The organism is Adhaeribacter terrigena (assembly GCF_016623615.1).
Taxonomy (GTDB): domain Bacteria; phylum Bacteroidota; class Bacteroidia; order Cytophagales; family Hymenobacteraceae; genus Adhaeribacter_A; species Adhaeribacter_A terrigena.
Genome location: NZ_JAEHFX010000003.1, coordinates 478,407 through 501,796, shown reverse-complemented (window position 1 = coordinate 501,796; position 23,390 = coordinate 478,407). Strand labels below are relative to the sequence as shown.

Below are 23,390 nucleotides of genomic sequence, written 5' to 3'. Positions count from 1 at the left end.
AAACTATGAAGAAGAAAAACTATCTACCCGTGTCCGAAAACCGGACCGTGGCTCACCTCGACCTCGACTCCTTTTTTGTGTCAGTAGAACGGCTCTTAAATTCCAGCTTAGTTGGAAAGCCCATCCTGATCGGTGGTATTTCGGACCGTGCAGTAGTAGCCAGCTGCAGTTACGAAACCCGGCAGTTTGGGGTACATTCAGCTATGCCCATGAAACTGGCTCGTCAGCTTTGCCCTGATGCCATTATCATTCGTGGTGATATGGAAGCTTATAGTAAGTATTCCCGTGATGTAACCGAAGTAATTGCTTCCCAAGCGCCGCTCTATGAAAAAGCCTCCATCGATGAACATTACCTCGACCTGACCGGCATGGACCGCTTTTTCGGGTGTTGGCAATGGTCGCAGGAACTCCGGCAAACCATTATGAAAGAAACCGGCCTACCCATTTCCTTCGGGCTTTCGGTAAACAAAACGGTATCGAAAATTGCCACCGGCCAGGCCAAACCTAATGGACAATTACAGGTAATTAAGGACGAAGTGCAACCGTTTTTATCGCCGCTTTCTATCCGCAAAATCCCCGGAGTAGGGCAAAAGAGTTACCAGCTTTTGCGCAACATGGGTGTGCCAACCATTGAAGTTTTGCGGGCCATTCCAGTAGAACTGATGCAGAAAGTTTTAGGCAAAGAAGGCGGGATAAGCATCTGGCAGAAAGCCAATGGCATCGATGCCACGCCAGTAGTACCTTATACCGAGCAGAAATCCATCAGCACCGAACAAACCTTCGCCAGCGATACTACTGACGTCGTAGGTCTGACCAGTTTATTAGTAGCCATGACTGAAGAAATTGCTTTTGAATTACGCAAGCAAGGTAAGCTGGCTGGTTGTATCACAGTTAAGATCCGCTACGCGAATTTTGATACCCACACGCTGCAGATATCCATTCCTTACACTGCCTCTGACCATACCCTGATCAGTAAAGCGAAAGAATTATTTCAGAAGCTATATCAGCGCCGCATGCTTATCCGGTTAATTGGGGTGAGGCTAAGCAACCTGGTACAAGGCTTCCAGCAGATTCATTTGTTTGAAGATACCACGGAGCTTACTAATCTCTACCAGGCCATGGATAAGATCCGCTTCCGCTACGGAGCCGAAGCTGTAAAACGCGCCGTGGGTTTGGGAGGAAAGCGGTTGAGTTAACGTCGTCTATTCAGCTAAAACGCTATCCTTTTCGAATTAAAACTAGTGGTTGAAATATCACATGGCAGAGCTTTGCCCAAACTTTCAGTCATAATTTAAATCTATTTCATCTCTTATTCATTACTTTTTATCAATCTAAATGTACGCAACCGCGCATTCTTATTTCAGTCTCCGATACGGCACTTTGTCGGAAGAAGACCTTGCGGCCATTGCGAAGCAGCACGGTTTTCCGGCGGTGGCATTGACGGATATAAATTGTTCCAGCGGTATTTTTCCGTTTGTGAAAGCGTGTGAGGAACAAAACATTCAGCCCGTAGTAGGAATTGAATTCCGGAAAAATAACCAATGGCTTTACACCGGAATTGCTAAAAACGAACAAGGCCTTCAGGAGCTAAATGAATATTTAAGCACGTGTAACTTAAACGAAAAACCACTGGCGGAAACTGCTGGAAATTTTGAGAATGCTTTCATTATTTACCCGCTAAGTTCTGGCAAAAAAGCAGAAGAATTAAAAGAATACGAATACCTTGGCGTGCAGCCTTCGGAAGTAAATAAAACGGTACTTGCGGCAAGCAAAAAAGTGCGGGAGAAACTGGTAATTCACGCGCCGGCGACTTATATAAATGCGGAAGGGCAGGAGTTACACCGGCATTTGCGGGCCATCGATAATAATATTCTGCTGAGCCAGCTACAGCCGGAACATGGACTTGCCAACGATGCTTTCTTCCGGCCAATCGATAAGTTGAAAGAGCAATACGCAATGCTGCCGGGCATTTGGGAGAACACTGAAAAGCTGCTGCAGCAATGCAATTTTACCTTCGATTTTAAGCAGCGGCGCAACAAGCAATCGTTTACCGGCGATCCTTACGACGATAAAATGCTGCTCGAAAAGCTGGCTTGGGATGGCTTGCGAAACCGCTATGGCGCCCACGACAAAGTAGCGGCGGCGCGGGTAAAGCACGAACTCGACATCATCGATAAGCTCGGTTTTTCTTCGTATTTTCTCATTACCTGGGATGTGATCCGGTATTCGATGAGCCGCGGTTTTTACCACGTGGGGCGGGGCAGCGGCGCGAACAGCGTGGTAGCCTATTGCCTGCACATCACCGATGTAGATCCCATTCAATTAGACCTGTATTTTGAACGTTTCCTGAATCCGAAACGCACCAGTCCGCCCGATTTTGACATTGACTATAGCTGGGACGAACGCGACGAAGTGATCGATTATATTTTCAAACGCTACGGCCGCGAACACACCGCCTTGATGGGCGCGATGAGTACGTTTCAGGAAAATGCGGCGATGCGCGAACTCGGGAAAGTGTATGGGTTGCCGAAAACGGAGATCGATGAACTGGTGAAAAATCCGGATAATCCGCTGCTGCAAAACGGTATCACGGAGAGCATAAAAAAGTACAGTGCATTGCTGCAGGATTTCCCGAACGTGCGCAGCATTCACGCCGGCGGCATCCTTATTTCCGAGCAACCGCTCACCTGTTTTACCGCCCTCGATATGCCGCCCAAAGGTTTCCCGACGGTGCAGTGGGATATGTACACCGCCGAAGCCATCGGGTTTGAGAAACTGGATATTCTGAGCCAGCGCGGCATCGGGCACATAAAAGAATGCGTGCAGCTGGTGCGGCAGAATAAAAACCTGAAAATTGATGCCCACGAAGTAGAGAAATTCAAGCAGGACGAACAGGTTAAAAAACAACTGGCCAGCGGCGACACCATCGGTTGCTTTTACATTGAAAGCCCGAGTATGCGCGGCCTGCTTACCAAGCTACGTTGCGACAATTATTTAACGCTGGTGGCGGCCAGTTCTATTATCCGGCCGGGCGTGGCCAAGTCGGGGATGATGCGCGAATACATCCAGCGGTTCCACTACCCGGAAAAGATCAAACACATTCATCCGGTTTTAGGCGAACAGTTGCAGGAAACGTTCGGCGTGATGGTGTATCAGGAAGACGTACTGAAAGTGTGCCACCATTTTGCTGGTTTAGATCTGGCCGATGCCGACGTGTTGCGTCGCGGGATGAGTGGGAAATACCGCAGCCGTTCGGAGTTTCAGAAGCTGGTAGATAAGTTCTTTAACAGTTGTCGCGAAAAAGGGTATCCGGAGGAAATTACGAAGGAAGTGTGGCGGCAGGTGGAGTCGTTTGCGGGCTATTCTTTTTCCAAAGCACACTCCGCTTCTTTTGCCGTGGAAAGTTACCAGAGTTTATATCTGAAAGCGCATTATCCCCTCGAATTTATGGTGGCCGTGATCAATAATTTCGGGGGCTTTTACCGCACCTGGGTGTATGTGAACGAGGCCCGGAAAGCGGGCGGAAACATCCTGCTGCCCTGCGTAAACCACAGCCAGCATTTAACTTCCGTAACTGGTCAGGATGTGTATTTAGGCTTCATCCACATCGATAGTTTAGAGCAGAAAATAGCGCACAGAATTGTGCAGGAACGCGAAAAGAATGGAGAATATTCCAACCTCCACGATCTTATTTCCCGCGCGCATTTAACTCTGGAAGCTACAATTTTTCTCATTAGAATTAACGCCTTGCGCTTTACCGGAAGAAACAAAAAAAAACTGCTCTGGGAAGCCCACCAATTACTCAACAATAAACCCGCTGCGCAGGAAACTTGTATGTTCCAATTAACACCGAAAGAATTCCATTTGCCCACCCTTTACCACAGCCTGCTGGAAGATGCTTACGACGAAATTGAACTGCTTGATTTTTCGGTTTCGATGTCGCCGTTTGAGTTGCTGAAAACGGAATTCCGGGGAGAAATAATGGCGCCGGAAATGGTCGGGAATATCGGTAAAAAAGTGAGGATGGTCGGCAACCTGGTATGTACCAAATACGTGCGCACGGTGCGCGGGGAAATTATGCAGTTCGGTACCTTTTTAGACGCTGAAAGTAACTTCTTCGACACGGTGCATTTCCCGCCATCGCTCAAGAATTATCCCTTCAATGGCATGGGCGTTTACCTGATCCTGGGGAAAATAACCGAGGAATTTGGTTTTGCGAGTTTAGAAGTAGAGAAGCTGGCGAAATTGCCATTTCAGAGTGATCCAAGGTATTAATGTGAATTTAGTGAGACAATTAAAAATCGATAACTTATAAACTTCTCATTTTCAGACACTTTTTATGATGCACAAAAAAAAGAAGGAGTGGATACTTTGTGTACCACTCCTTTAGAAAGTTTTTAATCAAATTACTTTTTAGTAACTCCTTTAAAGGGTTTACCATCTGCTTTTTGATCCATAAACTTTCCCGTATTACTATTAATTTTAGTCCAGCGTTCATTCTGCGGATTAAATACCTGAACACGATCTTTTACGGCACCTATTCTGTGTCCGTCACCATTTGGAGGGTTCTTAGCCATCTTTCTAAAAATTTAAGTAAATACTTAAGTTAAATCTTCAATCTGCGCAACTGGAGCATCCCGTTTCACCGCTGCAATACCATTATCTCTTCCATAAGAAGAATTATAATTTTCGCTCCGACCAATAATTTCTCCATTTCCAGCTTTTAGATTGAAGGTATAATTGCTGTAACTGTCTTTGCGGTCATATCTGCTATCGATTAGTGCATTAATTCTAACTGCATTAATGCCATCGTAGCACGATTGCTTCGACTTGTAACCTTCACCGTTTAAAATAATTTCATTATTACTGGAGCGCAGCCGGTAATAATATTCACTGTTACTTGTACTCTTAAATACTTGGTACTTTGGTAAACTTGCCATATCGTTTGTTATTTTGGTTTCTCAAAGCTATTTTAGATGAACGCAGTGTATATGTATTCAGAGAAAAAATTTAATTAAAACTAATATATTTTCATGCCTGTCAATAAAGACCTCCTTTCCCGCATTAGAATAATTGATGCTTGCCTGAGAAATAGATCCAGAATATATTGGTCTAAGGAAGCGCTTATTCAGAAAATCCTTGAAAAGAGTGATATCAAAATTAAGAAACGTACAATCGATAACGATATCTATTTGATGAGGAATAGTGAGCAACTCAATTATAATGCACCAATTGCATTTTCGAAGTTACATGGTGGGTATTACTATACTGATCCTGACTTTACTCTAGAAAAGTTGCCGCTAAATTCAGAAGACCTAAATGCCTTAAAACTGGTAGCTACAACTTTAAGGCAATACAAAGAAATCGCAATGTTTAAAGAGTTTTCAGCAAACGTTGAGAAGGTAATAAATTTAGTAGAGTTTGTTCCTTCTTTAAGTAGTAGTGATTTTAACGCTTTTATTGATTTTGAGAAAGCTCCCTTTTCAAAAGGTGGAGAATATTTAAATAGTATTTCTAATGCTATTAGTTCCAAAACTGTGTTATTGGTATCCTACCAAAAATTTCAGGACCAGCAGTCTAGTTTAAGAACCATTAGTCCATACCTGCTTAAAGAGTACCGGAACAGGTGGTATTTAGTGGGACTTCAACACGATAAGGCTGAGGTAAGAACATTTGCTTTAGATAGGATAATTAGTTTAGTCTTAAAAGATAACGAAAAATATAATGACCAAGAATCTATTGATTCTGACACTTATTTTAGAAATACAATTGGTATCTCATTAACAGATGGAATAGTTGAGGAAGTAATTTTATCATTTAAACCGTCCTCAGGATACTATATTAAAACCCAATACTTACATTCAACTCAAGAAATTTTAGTTGATAATGATAGAGAACTTAGAATTAAACTTAATGTTGTTTCAAACTATGAATTGATTTCTACAATTTTAAGCTTTGGAAATAAAGTTAAGGTAATTTGTCCAAAAGAATTGCAAAAGGAAATCGCTAATAAATTAAGGCAGGCGCAATTACAATATGAATGATAGTTTTAATAAATCGGTTTAATAGCTTAGATTATACTAATCACTAAGACTAACTAAAGGCTATTCAAAGTTCTTTTCGTTTCGCTGTTTATACACTTTTTACTTTATTGGGAAAGATTTATAAGAAAAGCTTTGCTAGCCTATTAAAATGTTTTCCGTCAATTCTTTATCTGAATTAACTGAAGCTTTATTTTGGGCTTTAACTATATTTCGCTTGTTCACTGAACTGACATATAGATTAATCCCATCATTTAAATCTTTTATAAGCGCTTTCCTTTCTTTAATTGGTGCTCTATCTAAAAAAATATGGAAAAGGGAAAACCGTTTTGTAAAGTCCTTAACCTTTATTTTAGCAAGCGAGTAGTCTGATTCAGATATAATTTTAGGAAGCAATAGTTGTTCCTTATAATCTACATACAGACCTGCGTTTTTAAATTCGTTCGCGCTATCCCACCAATCCAAATCACTTCTTGTTTCTCCAAGTCCATCTAGCACAATTTTAGCCTGACCAAGTATAGAAAGAGCTTTATTCAGCCATTTAAACCTTGATGAAGATGTTGGTTTATATTCCTGAACTTGGATAAAAGTATCTGCAAGTTTAAAAAGCTGAATCAACATAGCTACTTCATGCCTTTCCTTATGATTGTTTAAAGCTTTTCTAATATCATTAATTTTGAATAGCAGAATTCCTATACTATTCAGGTAAAGAATAGCTCCTTTAATAAATTCTTCCGACCCCAATATTAACAGAGATCTTGCCACTCCATAATTTCCTTTTGCTGCTGCATTATCAGCTGTTTCGAACAGAACTTTAGAATTGGCTTTTAAGGCTTTGTAAGCTGATACACAATCCTCTCCTTGGAGATTTTCAAATTTAAAAGTAACCATTCTTCAACTGACTGTTGGTGTTAAACTTATTTATTCAAAATTAAATAAAACTTACTTCTCCAAATCGAGCTTTCTTCATTTCACTGGTAGGTAATTCGGTCAGGTGGAGTGGTAGCTTTAGCAGATAAAATTACCTTTTTATATTCCAGGTAATACAATTAAGGACCCCTCCATCTTGGGCAATCTCATTTGATTCAACATGTATTATTTTTTGATTTGGGTAAAGCTTCACCAACTCTTTTAGGGCCAGTTGGTCTTCCGGAAGGTCAAAGAAGGGGAGTAGGATTGTATTTCCAACTTGGGCAAAATTAATGTAGCAGCCTCGGGCGGTATAGTCACCATACTCGTTCTTCTCATCGAGAACTACAGTAGGGAAATCAATTACGTTAAGCTTTGTATTATTGAGTGCTGCAGCGTATTTCTTTTTCCAGGATATACTTTCGTTTTGATAATCACTCACTAGCATGGTTCTGTCATTCAGAAAGCGAACCATTCCATCAGCATGGCCAGTCATATCATAAGGCTGTTGAGGGATAATGAAGATTTCTTCAGCCCTTAACAACTCCTTTAGCAGTTCTATCATATCGCTTTTTGAAAAACCAGGATTGTCTTTAAGGACCTTATCCGTTAGAATAACTTTGCCATTATACCTGACCACATTGCCTCCATCCAGAATCAAATCTGAATTCTGAATCCGAAAGCGAGGATCAAGTTTTAAGTCGACAGGCTTCGTAACCGTATGCTCCCAGGCGGAATCATCGCAATAATCAGGGGTGTATCGGAACTGAATGAACTCATTCATTGCAACCTGTAAAGGCATAAAATCCCGGCACCAAATGTCTTTTGTGCCCTCCAGCATTTTATAAGTAATGTTCTCACTTTGTAGTATTGGTTCTAACCGCTGCCAGAAAGGAAGATAACGTTCATTGGTTTCCAGATGCGCGGAAAAATAAACTAAATTGGTATCAGCGTCTTTTAACACTTTCAGAAATGGATTTGATAAGTTTGTGAATTGTCTTGCTAAATCCTTCACCAATGAAATATATTCTGAATCTACCCGGAACTCTTCTTTAGACTAATTCTATATGCTGCAATAATAGCTGGGGCTTTCAATTTATCCCCGTAGAGGAAAAGTTCAGCGGTCTGATCTGGTATTAGATCAACCATTCTAACTCCATATTTTTCCTTCATTAAATTTCCTATTTCCATAAACCTTTCATACCCCTCAAACAGCATCGGTTCCTGCCAGATAGTTTGGTCCTGGTGCTCGATAATATTGAGATCTTCTCCATCTATAGTATCAGATCTGAAAGTAAAGGAGATACTGTCTCCCTTAATATCCGGTAATTGATCTGCAGATTTAAGGCAGACCCTTTGAAAGTTTTCCTTGAATTTTATTTCCTGCTTTAATCTTTCACGGTCGCATTCCTTTCCTTTGTGTAAGATCTCACCGTAAGTAGGAGCATCTATGATTGCCAGCATCTTAAAGCACTTTGGACACTCGAGATCCATAACCATTTCAAAGTTTAGGCAGGCTTCTTCCCCTAGGCCAGTCCAGCTACAATCCGGGCAGGTGAATTCGGTAGCCTTATAGGCAGAATAATTTACTCTTTGGGCCATAGCTTAGAAAGGGATTAAATGTGGTGCATATTCCGGTGGTCTAGGGAGGTTTCACCATTCCAGCGGTAAGCCACCAGCTTGCCTTTATTTGCCACACTATAATCTACGCAGCAAACATTCTTTTCATAAACGCTCAGTTCCGCAGAACCTGGTAACCAGTAGTGCCCAAAGAATACCGGCTTCATAGATTCTGGATAATACTTTTGGTTATTAATCAATTCAGCAGGAATTTCCTGATCCGTTAAAGAATCATAATGCTGTACACTGTACTGCCGGTAGGTAACTTTATCCGGGTTCATCCACCATTTTATCCGCAACTCAGTCCGCTCGTGTCCATCTTTGTCCCTGAATGTTAGTCGGTCAGGCATTTGTAATTCCTTGCCCTTCAGTGTTACTTCCAAGGCTTCATAAAGTGGTGTGCCTTTTTGGTATTCATTAAGCAATAGCTGGTCAGTTAGCCGGCCTTCCGGCAATGCATTTTGAAGGGAATGGATATGTTCTTCATCCCAGCATGCATGAACCACTCTGATTTGCTTGTCCTCGTAAAACAGGGGTAAAGTTTTGAACCAGGAAATGTATTGATGATACTCTTGCATATTGCAAGCGAATTGTTCGAGCGTGTGTATGTGCTGGTGCTGGTTTTTTTCAGAATGTTCCCGCAGATAATTTCCGGCAGCATCCTGTAAGTTGTAAAGGATGGCATTGAATTCGTGATTGCCCATTAGAGCAATTGCCTGATCATTATCTGCCATGGCCTTTACTAACTCAAGTGTTTCCCGGATCTTTGGACCTCTATCTATATAATCACCTACGAAAATTACTTTCCGGTTTGGGTGCCGGTAAAAGCCTTCAATATTTTCGTAGCCAAGTTTCTGAAGCAACTGCTCTAGAGTATCCGCATGGCCGTGGATATCACCAATGATGTCGTACATATAGTAGAATTTAAGTTTTAAATTTCTTTACCCAGCAAGGGGATGTCTTAAGTATTTGTGATCCAATTTGCCAACTCAGAATAAATTGAGCTCTGCCAGTCTACAATATTTTCCTTTACACTTAAGGAAATTACACTGCATTCTTTTTCTGTTTTATCACCTGTGTCAAGGTGAAGGTAGCGGCCTTTTGTTTGGTTTTGAGTTGAACCCGGATAAACTAAAGCGACTTTGACCGCTTTGTAATATTCATGATAAACATAAAGCTGTCGCAGATCATCTGGAGAAGGATTATATCCATTCAGGTTTTTCCATTTGGTATCTAAAACCACACATCCCGGAATGTCCTTATTAAGGACAATGTCCGGGATAATCTTACTTCTAAATCCTTTTTCAGGCTGCCAAAAGTATTTCGAAGTCTGGGAGGCAATGGTAAAGTCCGGTTTGTTTACTCGCAGGCCTTTCCTAAGGCTTACATATACAAATCGCTCCCATAGCAAATTCATATCGAACATTAAGGCCAACACATAGTTGGCTCCCTTACTTACATCCGGATGATAATTAAGCAAAAGGAGTTTTGCTATATCAACTGCTTTCCGGTAACCCTCCGTTTTCCGGTTATAGGTTATTTTTTCAAAAATTGCTTCGGTAACTTTAAGCTCGAGCTGTTCCGGAAAATTAAGCAGTAGTGATCCTATTTTGCTTTGAAGTTCCGGATTGGTATTTATGCGGTTAATCAATACAAGCGTTTTGTAAAGGATCTGGTGCAATTGGTGCTGCACATCGTAAGTAGTATGCCGCACATAAAATCGTTCCTGATGCACAAGGTTTTTCTGAATGTGCTGGGCAAACTGAATACTGCCTTTTAATGCGGTAGAATTGCTTTCAGTTTTACGATAGCGCTTCACCAGACCACGGTGCAGCAGATATTCAATTTCCTGTAGGAACAAAGCAAAATAAAGGTCTAGGATTGAATTTGTTTTAAGTTTTAAGTTGCTGCTGCTTGGTGCCTGAATATCAAATATGCCAACGGCTTTTAACATCCCAATCAGCATTTCATGCCATTGCTTTTTATTCTCGCTTTTGTCGGCTTTCGGGAGCACTTCTATAGTTAAATTACCTACCTGCAGCACCCCAACGTTTTCATTAAACTTTACCCCTTTATGTACCAGCGAAAAATAAGGTACACCTTTATCTCCATAAAAGGCCTGGAGCGCTTTTAATTTTGACTCATCAAACTTCACTCCATCAACTTCCTGATCGAGTTTAAGCACTTGGTGCTCGAAAACGGTAATAAGTTTGCCGGAAAAAATCATTCTTATTAAACTAGTGCATCCAAGGCTGCTTTAAACTGGTTGTCATTCAGTTTTTTCTCATCCAGCACGTTTATTAGGTGGTAAACTTCTTTTTCAGCTAAGCCTGAAGGGTCGTAGTTTCGGAAAGTTGCGAAAATATTATTGTCAGTATTTTCAGACGTTTGAAAAAAGCCTTCGCCTAATACTAAACCTATCTTCCCAAAATCACCGAAAAAGTATTCCTGCAATAACGGTATTATTTTATACTGAAAAACTGCCCGCAGGTCTTTCAGGCTGTTAGCTGTCATAAAGTAGCTATGCCCGATCAGGTTGTCCTTACTTAATAGCTTTTCAATTCGCTGATTAATTTTCTGGAGAATGTTAGCTAGGTTGTATCCTTCCACTTCCCGGTTTATTTCCGGAAGTTCGTATTGCGGTGGCATCTCTACAAAGCTGAAACGGCGGCGTAAAGCAGTGTCTAAGGCTTCTACGCTGCGGTCGGCAGTGTTCATGGTTCCGATAATGTATAAATTATTAGGTACTGAAAAATCCTCTTTTGAATAAGGAAGTTTAATCATTAGACTCTCGCTATCACCTGACCTTTTATCTGATTCAATCAGGGTAATTAGCTCTCCAAATATCTGTGATACATTACCTCTGTTTATCTCATCAATAACCAGTACATGATTTCTGTGAAATTCTTCTTTATTAGGTAAAACAGCAGAAGTTTGGAAATAGTCCTGGTTAATGAGATTCTTATTTAAACCGTAAATTGTTTGTTGGGAGAAGGCCTTATTGTAAACTTCAGTAACAGGTAAGTTAATATTGGTAATCAGCCATTTTACTTCCCGGAATTGGCTGTATCTGATTGGCGAATCCTTTTGAAAATAATACCCGCCGCTGATTTGAGCAATGGCCCGGATCTTAAAATTACCGGATGATATAAAAACAAAATCTCCCGGTTTCATATCTACAACAAACATCTTAACGGCAGTAGATTCATAAGGACTTCTTTCAACTCCTTCCTCATCTAACCGATCTTTTATATCCTTTCTATTATTTACTCCCCTAAAATCTATTTCTCCGCCCCAACCTAAAGCAATGCAGCCGTTCTCAATACAATATTGGTAAATCTCATCATCTTCCGAATTGGCTGTATTACCAATTGACATTTTGTAGAAATTTGCTCTTTGAAAACCCTGGCTCATTTCCGTTTTAAAACTTTCGGGCTGGTTTTCAGGAGTGTAATTCATATAGCTTTCCGCCCTTTCGCAAATAGTTTTGAAAATGCCGTCGGCTATTTCATAGGTTAGTTTGCCTGAATTAGCTTCTTTAATCTCTTCATTCCCATTTGTTTTAGGAAGAACTGGTTTGATACCTTCAATAAAGTCTTCGTAAGTAAAGGACTGGTGGAAAGTAACAAATTCTATTTGTTTTCGGTCCTGAAAAAGGTCAAACCGTGCATTTAAGGATTGGCGGTCAGGATATTTTTTTGAACATTCTTCTTCAGATAAATTCTCAATTAGCTGAATTGCATATTGCTTAGTATTGTAGGTCTTCCCAGTACCCGGAGGGCCGAAAAGAATCGTGTTCAATGGGTATTGTATTGTCATAGTTTTGGTAGGAGGTCCAGGTTTAGGATCGGGGATACTTGGAGGGAAGTTGTTCTGATTTATTAACCTTCGTTTAATAAAAATTGTAAAATCCTGCGCCACCCAATTATACAAAGTTTCAAGGTTTAAAGGATTGACTAACTGTTTATTAAACAGAATCGTAATTTCTTGGGCGTAATGCTTGATGTATGCTACTATGGCCTTCCCGAATTCTTGATTAGCAACGAAGCCAGGGTAACCTTTTTGAGGGTGTTTTTGAAGATTCCAAATTTTAATGATAGCGTCAACTTCTTCGAGCGCTACTACAGGTACATATTGGTTAGGGAAAAGTGTGCCTAGCCACCCGGTTAAACCTGTATAACTTATTCCTCGGTTTTCAAGGTCTTTCTCTGATAATAACGTTCCTTGAGCGGCCTTCCTGAATAGATCAATATCAGAAGGAGTTAAAAAGATGCTTCTTTTTTCATTTCCGGCAGATAAAAGGAAATTTACGCCTTTGGTTGAGGTATTAGTGTAACGCTGTTGCTGGCTTTCTAAGCAAATATCCAGAATTTGCTCATTAGTCTGGTAATTAAAATCAACTCTTGAAGTTAACCATTGGGCAAATTCAAATTTATAGATTTCCTCGTTTACCCAATTACCGTTTTTGCAAGCTTCGGAATAGCTAAATAAACATTTATTCAGAATGGCTACTACCTGTGGGGTGAGGAGAGGGTTTAATTGTATATTGGGCATGTTGCTTTTTTCAGTTTCTTGGCTCTTTCCAGAGAATTGGGAAAAAATCGATGCTTATTAATCCAACCCCCAAACCTTCATATTCCCAGTTCTCCACCGTTCTGTATCCCACCAAAGCATTTCTGGCATATAATCTGGCAGTGAAGGCCTCCTTAAACGGGGTATTCCCTCCTGAGTACACCATTGAGAGATGATGCATCCCGGTTTTCTAGGCTGATATAGTTTATTTTTATTCTTATCAGGAGCAGCAAAATGACATAAACAATTCTCACCTAGTTCAAGTAAGTTTCGTTTGTAACGAGAGGGATAATGTATATGACCTAGCCAGATGCTACTTTCTGGGAACCGGAGTTCATGACATCTATGATTAGGGTCCTTAAAACGGTCAGTAAAGTTTTGTTCAGTTATTCCGATGTACTGAAACCGATGGTTTTTTTGCCCCTTTGTTTTGCCCCAAAGAAAGTATAAACCATTGCCTTTCTGTTCTGGGGTAATATCTTCTAGAGACCGAAATGGCCCATGCCAATTTATGATAACCGTTTTAAGACGTGATTTCATAGTTTATTCTGAGTAAGAACTATATAGCTGATAGTGCAGCTCTCATTGCAACTGCAATTGGTTTGAATTCCTCAGCAGTAAAGAAATTGGATTTGGCATTATTACACCAATAGCAGCACCATACAAGATTTTGTAAGTTATCATAGGGCTGGCGAGGATCAACTCTATCTAATTCGAGTCGTTTCCCTCTTTTACCTCCACGGGTAGCATCTGGTCTTAAACCAGCGCGTTGCATTTGATAAAGCTCTAAACTTCTATGGTTGGTTGTGCCACAGTAATTGCACCCTTGGTTAAATGTTGTTTCATCAAACCATTCCTCGAATTGCTCAAAAGTTGTATTTTCAAAACCAGGAATTACCTTTTCTGTAATTATTCCCTCCTTATTAGTTCTTCGTTCAACCTTTTTCTTTTTTTGATTAAATATCTTTAACCTATCCTGTCTTGTAAACATTTGAATGAAATATTAATAAAAATTTAAAGATTAAAAATGATATACAATTTTAAGATCTACATAATTACTGAGCTTCTCAATCTTCCATAAAATCGCTTAACATAACTCCTTCAGGGACAAACTGGGTTACTCCAGAAATCTCATAACCATAGTCAAACAAGCCGTTATCACCCATGTGGTAAATAAGGCCCTTAAAAATGGCTCCAGCTTGGGCGGGATTTATTCCAAAATCAAAGTCCAATACTAAATAATCTTCAGTTACTGGATTGATATTAATATATTCTGCAAGATCTATATGTATCTTCTTGACATCTAATGGATTGTACGCTTGATTGGCAGTTGGAACTACAAATTCAAGCAGCCAATTACTATTATCAGGATAGTCTTTATGATTTTTTATTAACTCAACTTCAATTATTACTTCACCTCTTACTTGGTCTATCCCATCAGTACAACAATAATATTTTAGTTGTGCGGTTGTGCAATTTATGGAAGGCGAAATTTTAATCATAGTATCAGATTTTAAGAATTTAAAACTAAGCTGCAGCTGAATCCGGACCTCCGAAATTTGGATAATGGTCGTAAATGAAGCTGTAGAGGGTTTTGGCTTTTTCCTGTATTTCTTCCTGGTTAAACGATCCTGGCAGACCTTTTTCTTCATCCCATAAATAGTTCAGGATGAAGGTCCTTACATCAGCTTTGGATGCTTCGTTATTGCGCCACTGTTGGTATTTGTCTTTCTGATCTTTTAAGCCCTGTAGCAATTCTTTGGCCACTTGCTTCAGCTTTTCCATATCTTTTTTTGCAAGGTTAGGTTTCTGGAGCTGATCGAACAAAGCCAAGTTTTCTTCTGACAGGCCTTCGCGCATTCCGCGCTTTTCCTCCTCGTTGAGGTCCTGCATAAACTTCATCAGTTTTTCGAAGGTTTCCTCTATCGTTTTGCGGTCTTTTTCGAAGTTGTAGTCGGCGATTATTTCCTGGTAGCGTTTATAATAATCAATGCGAGTCGGGTTGTTCCGCATCATCTTCGCCAGTTTCTGTTCGATATAAGTTTTCAGGTCATGAACAGTACTGTTTTTCTTTTTCGATTTGGCAAATTCTTTCCGCAGCAGTTCAAAGTCTATTTTACTAATGTCGTAAAGTTTTCCGTTCTCTGCAGCCATAGAAGCGGTACCAATTGCTACGTTTACTACCTGACCTAGTTCGCGCAGGATGTCCGATATATTAGCTTTCTCTTTATCTGCCTGCAGGGTTTTGTAAATGAAGTTTATGGTATCGTAATCTTTGCCGAAAGCTTTTACACCAGGAATGGTAAGGCAGGCCTTGAATTTCTTAAATACTTCCCGGGCAAGGATCTCGAAACGCTTGCGGGTTTCTTCGCTTTGGTTTATGGCTTCTTTAGCAGCCAGAATAGCGGAAGCCTGGCTAAACGCGGCACTCTTATCGAAAATATTATCTAACTCAAAGCCACGTTCCGAAAGTAAATTGCGTACCATAAGGATAGAGGTTTCCAGATCGGAAAGCAATTCTTCGTTTGGTTTTACGGGGTCCGGGTTTGGGTTTAGGGTATCATCCTGAGGGGTACCGGATGCAAAAAGTGCAAGGGCTTCGCGCAGGCTTTTCAGGATGCCGCAATAATCTACGATCAGGCCATTGTTTTTACCTTCGTGTACGCGATTGGCGCGGGCTATGGCCTGCATTAAGGTATGGGCTTTAAGTGGCTTATCTAAATAAAGCGTGCTTAAACTTGGCACATCGAAACCGGTAAGCCACATGGCACAAACAAAAGCAACCCGGAAAGGATTTTCGTCTTTCTTGAAGGCGGTTTCCAGGTCTATGCGTTTGCCATCGGGCGTTTCGAAGCCTTGTTTTTCGAGTTGGCGGTGCGGCAGAATTTCGAGACCTTCTTTCCGGAATTTCTCAATTTCGCCTTGTTCCTCGCTTACTACCACGGCCATTTGGGTTTCCTGCATCCAGGTTAGTTTCCGGCGCAGTTCCTGCATTTCGGCGGCATTGTTGCTTTCTTCCAGTTGCTGTTGCAATGCTTGTTTCTCTGCTTCCCAGAATTGCTGCACCAGGTTATACATTTTAACGGTGGTGAGCTTATCGAGGCAGACAAACATAGCTTTGCCGCTTTCCCATTGGGTGGTATAATGGTTTACAAAATCCTGGGCAATGGGCGTGAGACGGCTGGAGGCGGTTAGAATATGGTAATCGCGGCCCAGTTGTTTTTCCAGCAGTGCCTGTTCGTCTTGGTTCAGGTCAAGTTCCAGCTCTTCCAGTTTTTCAGCAATCCTGTTGTTTATTTCGGTGGTTTCCAGTTGCAGTTTTTCGCCGCGACTATCGAAATATAAGGGTACGGTAGCACCATCTTCCACAGCCCGCTGGAAATCGTAAGTGGACACGTAATCGCCGAAGATGCGTTTGGTGATTTCGTCGTTCTTGAAAAGCGGGGTACCGGTAAAACCGATGTAGTGCGCATTGGGCAAAGCCGACCGCATGTTAAGGGCTAGGCGGCCGTACTGGCTGCGGTGGGCTTCGTCGGAAACTACGATTACGTCGGAGCGGCGGGTGTAGGGATTTTCTTCGGAAACTTCCTGGTTAAAGAGGTTTATGAGCGAAAACAAATAGGGTTTATCAGCTTTGAAGAGTTCCTGTAAATGCTTGCCCGAAGATGGCCGGCAGGTGTTTGCCTTATTATCTACTATGCCGGTGCCGGCATAGGTGCGGTAGATCTGATTATCGAGGTCGGTGCGGTCGGTAACGATGAGGAAGGTGAAATTACCGGGCAATTTGCGGCGAACTTTCTCGGAGAAGAACACCATAGAGTACGATTTGCCGGAGCCCTGCGTATGCCAAAAAACCCCGAGCTGACCGTTCCGGTTTTGGCGATCTTGCACGGCCGCTACAGCGCGATTTACGCCCAGGAACTGGTGGTTTTTAGCTACAATTTTGGCCAGGCTGCCGCGGCTCTCGTCGAACAGGATGAAGTTTTCGAAGAGATCCATAAAGTTTGCTTTGGTGCAAAGGCCTTTTAAAAGCGTTTCCAGCTGTACTACGCCGGGGGCTTCTTCTTCCAGGCGCTTCCATTCGTGGAAATGGCCGAGCTTGCCGGTTACGGAACCTACTTTGGCTTCAAGGGCATTGCTGATAATTACAAAGGCGTTGGCATCGAAAAGGTGCGGAATGGTGTTTTTGTAATCGGAGAAGTTGTCTTTATAAGCGCTGTTTATGTGGACGTTGGCATTTTTAAGCTCGATAAAAAGCAGCGGTAGGCCGTTTACAAAACCGACAATATCGGGGCGACGGTGGTAAATGGAACCGTAAACCCAAAGCTCTCGCACGGCCAGAAAATGGTTGTTTTCGGGATTTTCGAAATCGAATATGCGTAGACGGCGTTTTTCAATTTCACCTTTCGCGTTGCGGTACTCTACAGGAACACCGTTTTTAAAAATCTGATATTTCTCGCGGTTAAGGCGGATGTTAACGTTATGCCCAGCCCGAGTTTCGGTAATATCCCTGATAGCAGTATCGAAAGCAACTGGCGGTAAGTTAAGATCTCTGTTGAGCTCCTCCAGAGCTGTGCGAAGGTAACGTTTCAAGTAAACTTCTTGCCGGGTAATACGGCCCAAGGTTCCATCTTGTCCCAGCACTTCCTGGTTGTAAGCAAATACTGTTTCCCAGCCCAAGTGCTCCTGCAGGAATTGGGCGGTGGCTTGCTGCACTAAGTTGTCTTCGCTCAGATCGTTCATACGGGTATTTCGCCGTTAATCAGTTTAGGTAAAAGTAGGTTGCGGGCTTGTTTTAGTTTTTTAGTCTGAAGTAATAGCGTTTCAGTTTGTACAAATACAGGTCTTATAGTTTCTTCAAATATGTTCACTAAATTTTCAGTTGGAATATTTAATGTAATCATTTTGAAGGTATCAACAACAATTGCATCGAAGACCGAACCCACGGCGTGGCTTTTAATTCGTTCTACAGCGTCAGCCATAGCGCAATAAAGAAACTTTTGGGTTATGTAAAATTTACCTTTTAGTGCATAACAAGATTGGTTCATTGCCATTGGCTGTTGCGCTAAATTTAATTTACCTACCGTTCCTCTGGCAGTAATAAAAAGAGTGTCTTTCGGATAAAATTTGCTATTACAGTTTTTTAATCCTTGTTCAGTTAGCGTTTTAAGCGTTTCTAAGACATAAAAATTATCTGAGGCATCCTTGGGTGTATAAAACGGAATCTCCCCGTCGTAAAAATTTGGGTTTGAAGTTTTAGGAGTACCACCGCTCATAATTTCCATTGATTCATAAGCAGTCTGACTTTTCCAGCCTTCAGGGATACCATTTTCTATTTTGGTATGTTCGTAGCCGGGGAAGCGGAGGCGCACAAACCATTCTTCGTAAAGCAGCCGCGCCGATTTTTCCAGCAATGCAATCCGCTTCAGGTTGTTCTCTATCAGGTCATCGTAAGCAGAAAGAATGGAAGCTATTTTTTGCTGGGTTGGGAGAGGAGGAAGTTTGAAGTTTAGGTTCTTAACCGCATCTTTTGTAATAGTTTTTGTAGTCGATCCATTAGTAAAAGTTTTTATATAAGGTTCATTGACTTTCATTAAGTAGAACATAAATTTTTGATCTACTCTTTCATCAAACCTCAATAAAAAGAGATTCATTGCAAGTGAAACAGGCTGGCCTAGATTAGGCATCAAATAAACCGAACCTGCATTAGCAATTTTATTCATAACAATGTCATAGGGCTTAACCTTTGACTTTGCTAGAAACTCATACTCCTCTTCATTTAGGTAAATAAGATCATCTTTAAAATCTCCTCTTTCAAAATTTAATGTCCTGATCATTAAAGCATAATCCGGTTCATATTTAAGGGTAACATTTTTCTTTAATTTTTCATAAGCACCATTTGCGTGGTAATCAGTAAGTACCGTTAAATAGTCTCCAACTCTGATATCTTTCCAACTCATATTCCTAACTCCTCAAAGTTTCTTTGAATAGCTAAAGCAAGCTCAGCAGCATCTTCATTTAAGCCTGCCAATTCAATATGAATATCACGCAGTGTTTCTTCAAAGTCGAAATCTTCGTCTATTTCCTTTGGTGCAACGCCTACGTATCTGGCAGGCGTTAAGCTCCAATCGTTATCTTCAATCTCTTTCCGGCTTACCAGTTTCACCAGGCCTTCCACATTCTGAAGTTTCGCCTCCGGGAAACGGCTTTGCAGCCAAACCACTTGCTTATAAAAATAAACCGCCAGCTTCAGTTGTTCGGTTGCCTGGTGGCGGCGTCCGTCTAGTTCTTTCCGGAGTTTGTTTACGGCTTTGTTGTCGTAGTCAGCATTGTTTTTTGCATCCAGTTCCTTTTCGGCAATATCGAGGATACGCAAAGCTAGTTTGTAAAGCAAGTCCAGCTGTTTGCCTAAACCTTTCCCTTTTTCAGATAATGGCCCGAACGCTTTGCTCGCCTGGTGTTGCCATTCGTTGTTTGCCATTACGCTTGGGCACCAAGTATTGCAGTAGTTGGCCAATTCCTGCACTAAGTTCTGGCGGTCTTCCCGGTAAGCAGCATCTGCCGTTTTCCATTCCTGTAAAGCGGCAGTAAGGTCTGGTAGTTTTTCTGCCGTTTTTGGGACCGTTTCCAGGAAAGTCAGCACTTCAGTTTGCAGGTCGTGCAGGTTCTTCTCAAAACTTTGCAGGTCCAACGGAATAATAGTGCATTCTTCACAAACCCGGTTCAGATATTTGTTCAGGAGTCCTAAATAGCGGTCTTGCTGGCCTCGGTAAAGCCAGGTTATGGCCGTAAGGTTCTGCAATTGTTCTTCAGAAAAATCGTACACTTTGCGGGTTACTTTCCGGAAAATGTTGCGGGCATCCAACATCAGAACCTGGTCTTTGCGATCAGTAGGTTTGCCTTTGTCCAGGAACCACAATTCGCAAGGCACGGTACGGGTATAAAAGAAGTTCGAGCGGATAGCCACCATCATATCCACGTCGCCGGTTTCAACGAGCTTGCGTCGCACATCCTTTTCGCCGTGCCCCGCACTGGAAGCCTGCGACGACATTACAAAACCAGCGCGACCAGTATCAGTAAGGTAGCTGTGGAAGTAGGAGATCCAGAGGTAGTTGCCGTTGCTTACTTTTTTGCTTTTGTTTACACCAGGCAAGCCAAATTCCAAGCGTGGGTCGTTCTTAATTTTTTCGGCATCCACCTCGTCCACGTTGAACGGCGGATTGGCCATCACGAAATCGGCGCGGGCCAGTAAATTGTGCTTGTCTTCGTAGAAGCTGTTGCCTTCTTCGATGCGACCTTCCAGGCCGTGTACGGCAAGGTTCATTTTCGCTAACTTAATAGTAGCCGCCGTTTTCTCCTGCCCGAAAAAAGAAACTGCTTCGTGAGCTGGTTTACCTACCTTTTCCAGGAAATGGCTGGTTTGCACAAACATTCCACCAGAACCGCAGGCCGGGTCCGTTACAATACCGTGGTCCGGCTCAATTAAGTTTACAATGGTTTGCACCAATGAGGGCGGGGTAAAGAATTCGCCGTTATCCTGCGCGCCCTGCATCGCAAATTTCATCAGGAAGTACTCGTAGATCCGACCGAACATATCGCCGGAGGCAGTGCGCAAAGCCTCGTCGTTAAACGTTTTGAGCAGGCTCTTCAGCAGGTCGCTTTCAAAGATCTGGTAATCTTTAGGCAATACGCCGGCTAGGGTAGGGTAGTCCTGCTCAATCAGCTGCATGCCGTAAATAATAGCTTGAGCAATATCCTTATCGGAAGGCAGGTTCAGCATGTGTTCATATTGAGATTCCAGCTGCAGGAATAATGCGCTTTTGCGGGTAAAGTCTTCTTTGGTAATCGGGCGGGTTACGCCTTGACGTTTTGGTAGGTTAGCTTCAACTTCGTCTTTTACAACCAGGAAGCGGTTAAAAGCGTGGCGCAGGAAAATAAGCCCCAGCACCGGCATTGAATATTCGGTAGAGGTAAGTTTAGAATTTGCACGTAATTGGTCAGCAGCCGACCAAAGCCGGCGCTCAATTTGTTCCAGGTTCTCCATGGATAAGGGTAAATGGTGTTTAGGGGTTCAAGCTATTAAAATTTGCTTGGTTTTGCAATATGGTGGTAACAAATTGCATACAATATATGGTGTTTCTCTAATATAATGTTTAAGTTCGCTGCTTATTGTAGAAACCTTGAATCACATAAATTAAGTCATATAAGAATTCATAACTACCGAAGCATTTTTGAAAGTAGTAATTATCTATAACATAGATTAGAAAAAGGAACATAATTTAATTATGCATTTATATTTCGTTTGGATCAAAAAATATAGGAATAATATACAAAATCTACCTTTCAATTTAGGAGGCCCTTATCGATTTCACTATGATGAAGATCAAAAATCCTTGAACATAACTGATAATCCGTTCTACCTTGAAGGATTCTATAACCATAGGGATGAGTCTGATCAAAATGGAATAGCAAATATATCAGATGTTAGTGCTATCATAGGTGAGAATGGGGTCGGTAAAACTTCTTTTTTTGATTTTATTAAGGAAAATCTATTAGAGGGGCAAATAGGGGTTAACAGCACTTGTATATTTGCATTTAGAACATCTGATTCCAAAAACATTATTTACCACGATAAAATACTTAAAATTGAAAAGGGTAATTTTAAAGAAAAGGGATTTATTATTAAATCGTATACTTCAGGTGATAATGGAGAGGAATTAGATTCACCTGGTAGAAATGGTGAACAAATTAAGGAATTTGTTAATACTAGCTTTATATTTTTCTCAAATATTTTTGATGGAAAAGATGAAGTAAGTCTTAGTGGCCTAAATAATATTTCCACAAATTTTTTAATTAGAAATGATTTAATACGAGTAAAAGAAAGTCACTATGATTATAAATCTCAAGCCAAAAGTGAAGTAGAAATATTTCAAACTGAAGAATTGCAACGTCAGTTGGATTTCCTTAGTAATACTAAATTTAATAAAGTAATCCCATTCCCATTACCTGAGGTTTTATTAATTAGTTCTAAAGCAAAGTACTTAGGGGCCAGTTCATCTTATGAAGAAAAACTATATTTAGACATTTTGCCTGAATTTAAAAAAATAGCAAATGATATTTTATTATTAGCTAGAAAAGAGGAGGATACAGAAACTTCATATCATAAAAAGGCTCTTATTGCCTTTAGTGTGGAAGCATTTATTAATCTTTTAACGGAAGCCTCTTATTCTGATAGAGTAAAGTTAATTAGTTTATCACAGAAAAGAATTAAAGAATTATTAAAGATTAAAAAAAATACGGTTGAAACAATTAAGACTTTATTAAATGAGATTATTGAATCTCTGAAAAATGGTAATCCTATAAAAGTTAGTGATCAAATTATTGATTGGCCCACAGGTGTTCTAAAATTTATCAACTATTTAGAGCAATCAGTTAAATCAGGTAAATTAAAGGTTTCTTACCAAGCATCTTATAATTTAAAGACTTATTTTTTGTACTTAGAAATAAAGGATAATTTTAGTTTAGCACAGAAGTTTTTTAATATTTATAAATCTTCTTTTAGCTTGTTACCTTATCTTAACTTTTCTTGGCGTTCATTAAGCTCTGGAGAAAAAGCACTCTTAAATATTTATTCAAGGTTTTATAGCTTAATTGATAATCAACGATTTAATAATAGACAACTTAAAAAAGATGTTGTTATTATGATTGATGAAGGTGAAAACTTTCTCCATCCAAATTGGCAACGCCAATTTATTAAAATTTTATTGGATTTTATCCCGTTAATATATTCTTCAGCAAACATTAAAGATAAAAGGACTATTCATATTATTCTTGCTTCAAATTCTCCTTTAATTGCATCTGATATTCCTAGTACAAATTTAGTATTTCTAAAAAGAAGTTGGAATAATCTTGAGACTGAAGTACAAGATAGCTTAGAAGAAAAAAAACAAACGTTTGCTTCCAATATACATACACTATTATCTGACTCTTTTTTTATGAACCAAGGCACGATTGGTGATTTTGCTAAATCAAAGATCAATTGGGTTATTGAGCAGTTAAATGGAGATTTTAAGGAAATTGATCATAATCAAAATATAATTGAAACCATTATTAATTTAATTGGAGAGCCTCTAATTAAGGCAAAATTAATAAGTATGTTAAGGGATCGGCTTTCCATTAATATGATTAACATTAATGAAAGGTTAACAACTTTGGAAAGGGATATTAAGGTATTAAAAAATAAATAAA

General features: G+C 40.6%; 18 protein-coding genes. 4 read left to right on the top strand and 14 right to left on the bottom strand.

From position 1 onward, the window contains the following. Nucleotides 1–5 precede the first annotated feature (5 nt). Entirely contained in the window at nucleotides 6–1,196 is a 1,191-nt protein-coding gene (gene dinB / locus I5M27_RS08755; protein ID WP_234462451.1) for a DNA polymerase IV, read from the top strand. Between the two features lie 139 nt (nucleotides 1,197–1,335). Then, nucleotides 1,336–4,275 (top strand): DNA polymerase III subunit alpha, encoded by a 2,940-nt coding sequence (locus tag I5M27_RS08750; RefSeq protein ID WP_200505814.1) that lies wholly within the window; start codon nucleotides 1,336–1,338, stop codon nucleotides 4,273–4,275. 131 nt (nucleotides 4,276–4,406) lie between these two features. Here I5M27_RS08750 and I5M27_RS08745 read toward each other — a convergent pair whose 3' ends face one another. Together I5M27_RS08745 and I5M27_RS08740 are read right to left on the bottom strand one after the other, a co-directional pair. After that, nucleotides 4,407–4,577, bottom strand: a complete 171-nt coding sequence (locus I5M27_RS08745) for a hypothetical protein (RefSeq protein ID WP_200505813.1) — start codon at nucleotides 4,575–4,577, stop codon at nucleotides 4,407–4,409. 24 nt (nucleotides 4,578–4,601) lie between these two features. Beyond that, on the bottom strand, nucleotides 4,602–4,940 hold the full coding sequence (locus I5M27_RS08740) for a YegP family protein (protein WP_200505812.1): 339 nt from the start codon (nucleotides 4,938–4,940) through the stop codon (nucleotides 4,602–4,604). A 93-nt stretch (nucleotides 4,941–5,033) separates the two neighbouring features. On the opposite strand from I5M27_RS08740, the gene I5M27_RS08735 reads away from it, so the two are divergent. Further along, entirely contained in the window at nucleotides 5,034–6,044 is a 1,011-nt protein-coding gene (locus tag I5M27_RS08735) for a helix-turn-helix transcriptional regulator (RefSeq protein ID WP_200505811.1), read from the top strand. A gap of 135 nt (nucleotides 6,045–6,179) precedes the next feature. Here the strand turns inward: I5M27_RS08735 and I5M27_RS08730 are convergent, their stop codons facing one another. From I5M27_RS08730 to I5M27_RS08675, 12 genes are all read right to left on the bottom strand, one after another. Further along, nucleotides 6,180–6,932, bottom strand: a complete 753-nt coding sequence (locus tag I5M27_RS08730; RefSeq protein ID WP_200505810.1) for an AbiV family abortive infection protein — start codon at nucleotides 6,930–6,932, stop codon at nucleotides 6,180–6,182. Between the two features lie 130 nt (nucleotides 6,933–7,062). Continuing rightward, nucleotides 7,063–7,965, bottom strand: coding sequence for an agmatine deiminase family protein (locus I5M27_RS08725; RefSeq protein ID WP_200505809.1), 903 nt, complete (start codon nucleotides 7,963–7,965; stop codon nucleotides 7,063–7,065). Nucleotides 7,966–7,985: 20 nt separating this feature from the next. Continuing rightward, a complete protein-coding gene (locus I5M27_RS08720; protein WP_200505808.1) occupies nucleotides 7,986–8,552 on the bottom strand; it encodes a hypothetical protein in 567 nt (188 codons plus the stop codon). A gap of 14 nt (nucleotides 8,553–8,566) precedes the next feature. Next, entirely contained in the window at nucleotides 8,567–9,484 is a 918-nt protein-coding gene (locus tag I5M27_RS08715; RefSeq protein ID WP_200505807.1) for a metallophosphoesterase, read from the bottom strand. A gap of 47 nt (nucleotides 9,485–9,531) precedes the next feature. After that, nucleotides 9,532–10,755 (bottom strand): McrC family protein, encoded by a 1,224-nt coding sequence (locus tag I5M27_RS08710; protein ID WP_317193571.1) that lies wholly within the window; start codon nucleotides 10,753–10,755, stop codon nucleotides 9,532–9,534. A gap of 47 nt (nucleotides 10,756–10,802) precedes the next feature. Continuing rightward, on the bottom strand, nucleotides 10,803–13,124 hold the full coding sequence (locus I5M27_RS08705) for an AAA family ATPase (protein ID WP_200505805.1): 2,322 nt from the start codon (nucleotides 13,122–13,124) through the stop codon (nucleotides 10,803–10,805). Between the two features lie 57 nt (nucleotides 13,125–13,181). Then, nucleotides 13,182–13,682 (bottom strand): hypothetical protein, encoded by a 501-nt coding sequence (locus I5M27_RS08700; protein WP_200505804.1) that lies wholly within the window; start codon nucleotides 13,680–13,682, stop codon nucleotides 13,182–13,184. Between the two features lie 19 nt (nucleotides 13,683–13,701). Continuing rightward, nucleotides 13,702–14,133: a hypothetical protein gene (locus I5M27_RS08695; protein WP_200505803.1), complete on the bottom strand. Its 432-nt coding sequence runs from the start codon at nucleotides 14,131–14,133 to the stop codon at nucleotides 13,702–13,704. A gap of 76 nt (nucleotides 14,134–14,209) precedes the next feature. Continuing rightward, complete coding sequence (locus I5M27_RS08690) at nucleotides 14,210–14,644, bottom strand: hypothetical protein (RefSeq protein ID WP_200505802.1); 435 nt, start codon at nucleotides 14,642–14,644, stop codon at nucleotides 14,210–14,212. Between the two features lie 25 nt (nucleotides 14,645–14,669). Then, a complete protein-coding gene (locus I5M27_RS08685) occupies nucleotides 14,670–17,885 on the bottom strand; it encodes a type I restriction endonuclease subunit R (RefSeq protein WP_200505801.1) in 3,216 nt (1,071 codons plus the stop codon). Next, on the bottom strand, nucleotides 17,882–19,102 hold the full coding sequence (locus tag I5M27_RS08680; RefSeq protein WP_200505800.1) for a restriction endonuclease subunit S: 1,221 nt from the start codon (nucleotides 19,100–19,102) through the stop codon (nucleotides 17,882–17,884). Before I5M27_RS08680 ends, I5M27_RS08685 begins: the two co-directional genes overlap by 4 nt. Next, the gene (locus tag I5M27_RS08675) at nucleotides 19,099–21,186 is read right to left on the bottom strand and encodes a type I restriction-modification system subunit M (protein WP_200505799.1); all 2,088 of its coding nucleotides are present in this window, start codon (nucleotides 21,184–21,186) and stop codon (nucleotides 19,099–19,101) included. Before I5M27_RS08675 ends, I5M27_RS08680 begins: the two co-directional genes overlap by 4 nt. 241 nt (nucleotides 21,187–21,427) lie before the next feature. On the opposite strand from I5M27_RS08675, the gene I5M27_RS08670 reads away from it, so the two are divergent. Continuing rightward, the gene (locus tag I5M27_RS08670) at nucleotides 21,428–23,389 is read left to right on the top strand and encodes an AAA family ATPase (RefSeq protein WP_200505798.1); all 1,962 of its coding nucleotides are present in this window, start codon (nucleotides 21,428–21,430) and stop codon (nucleotides 23,387–23,389) included. The last annotated feature ends 1 nt before the right edge of the window (nucleotide 23,390 follow it).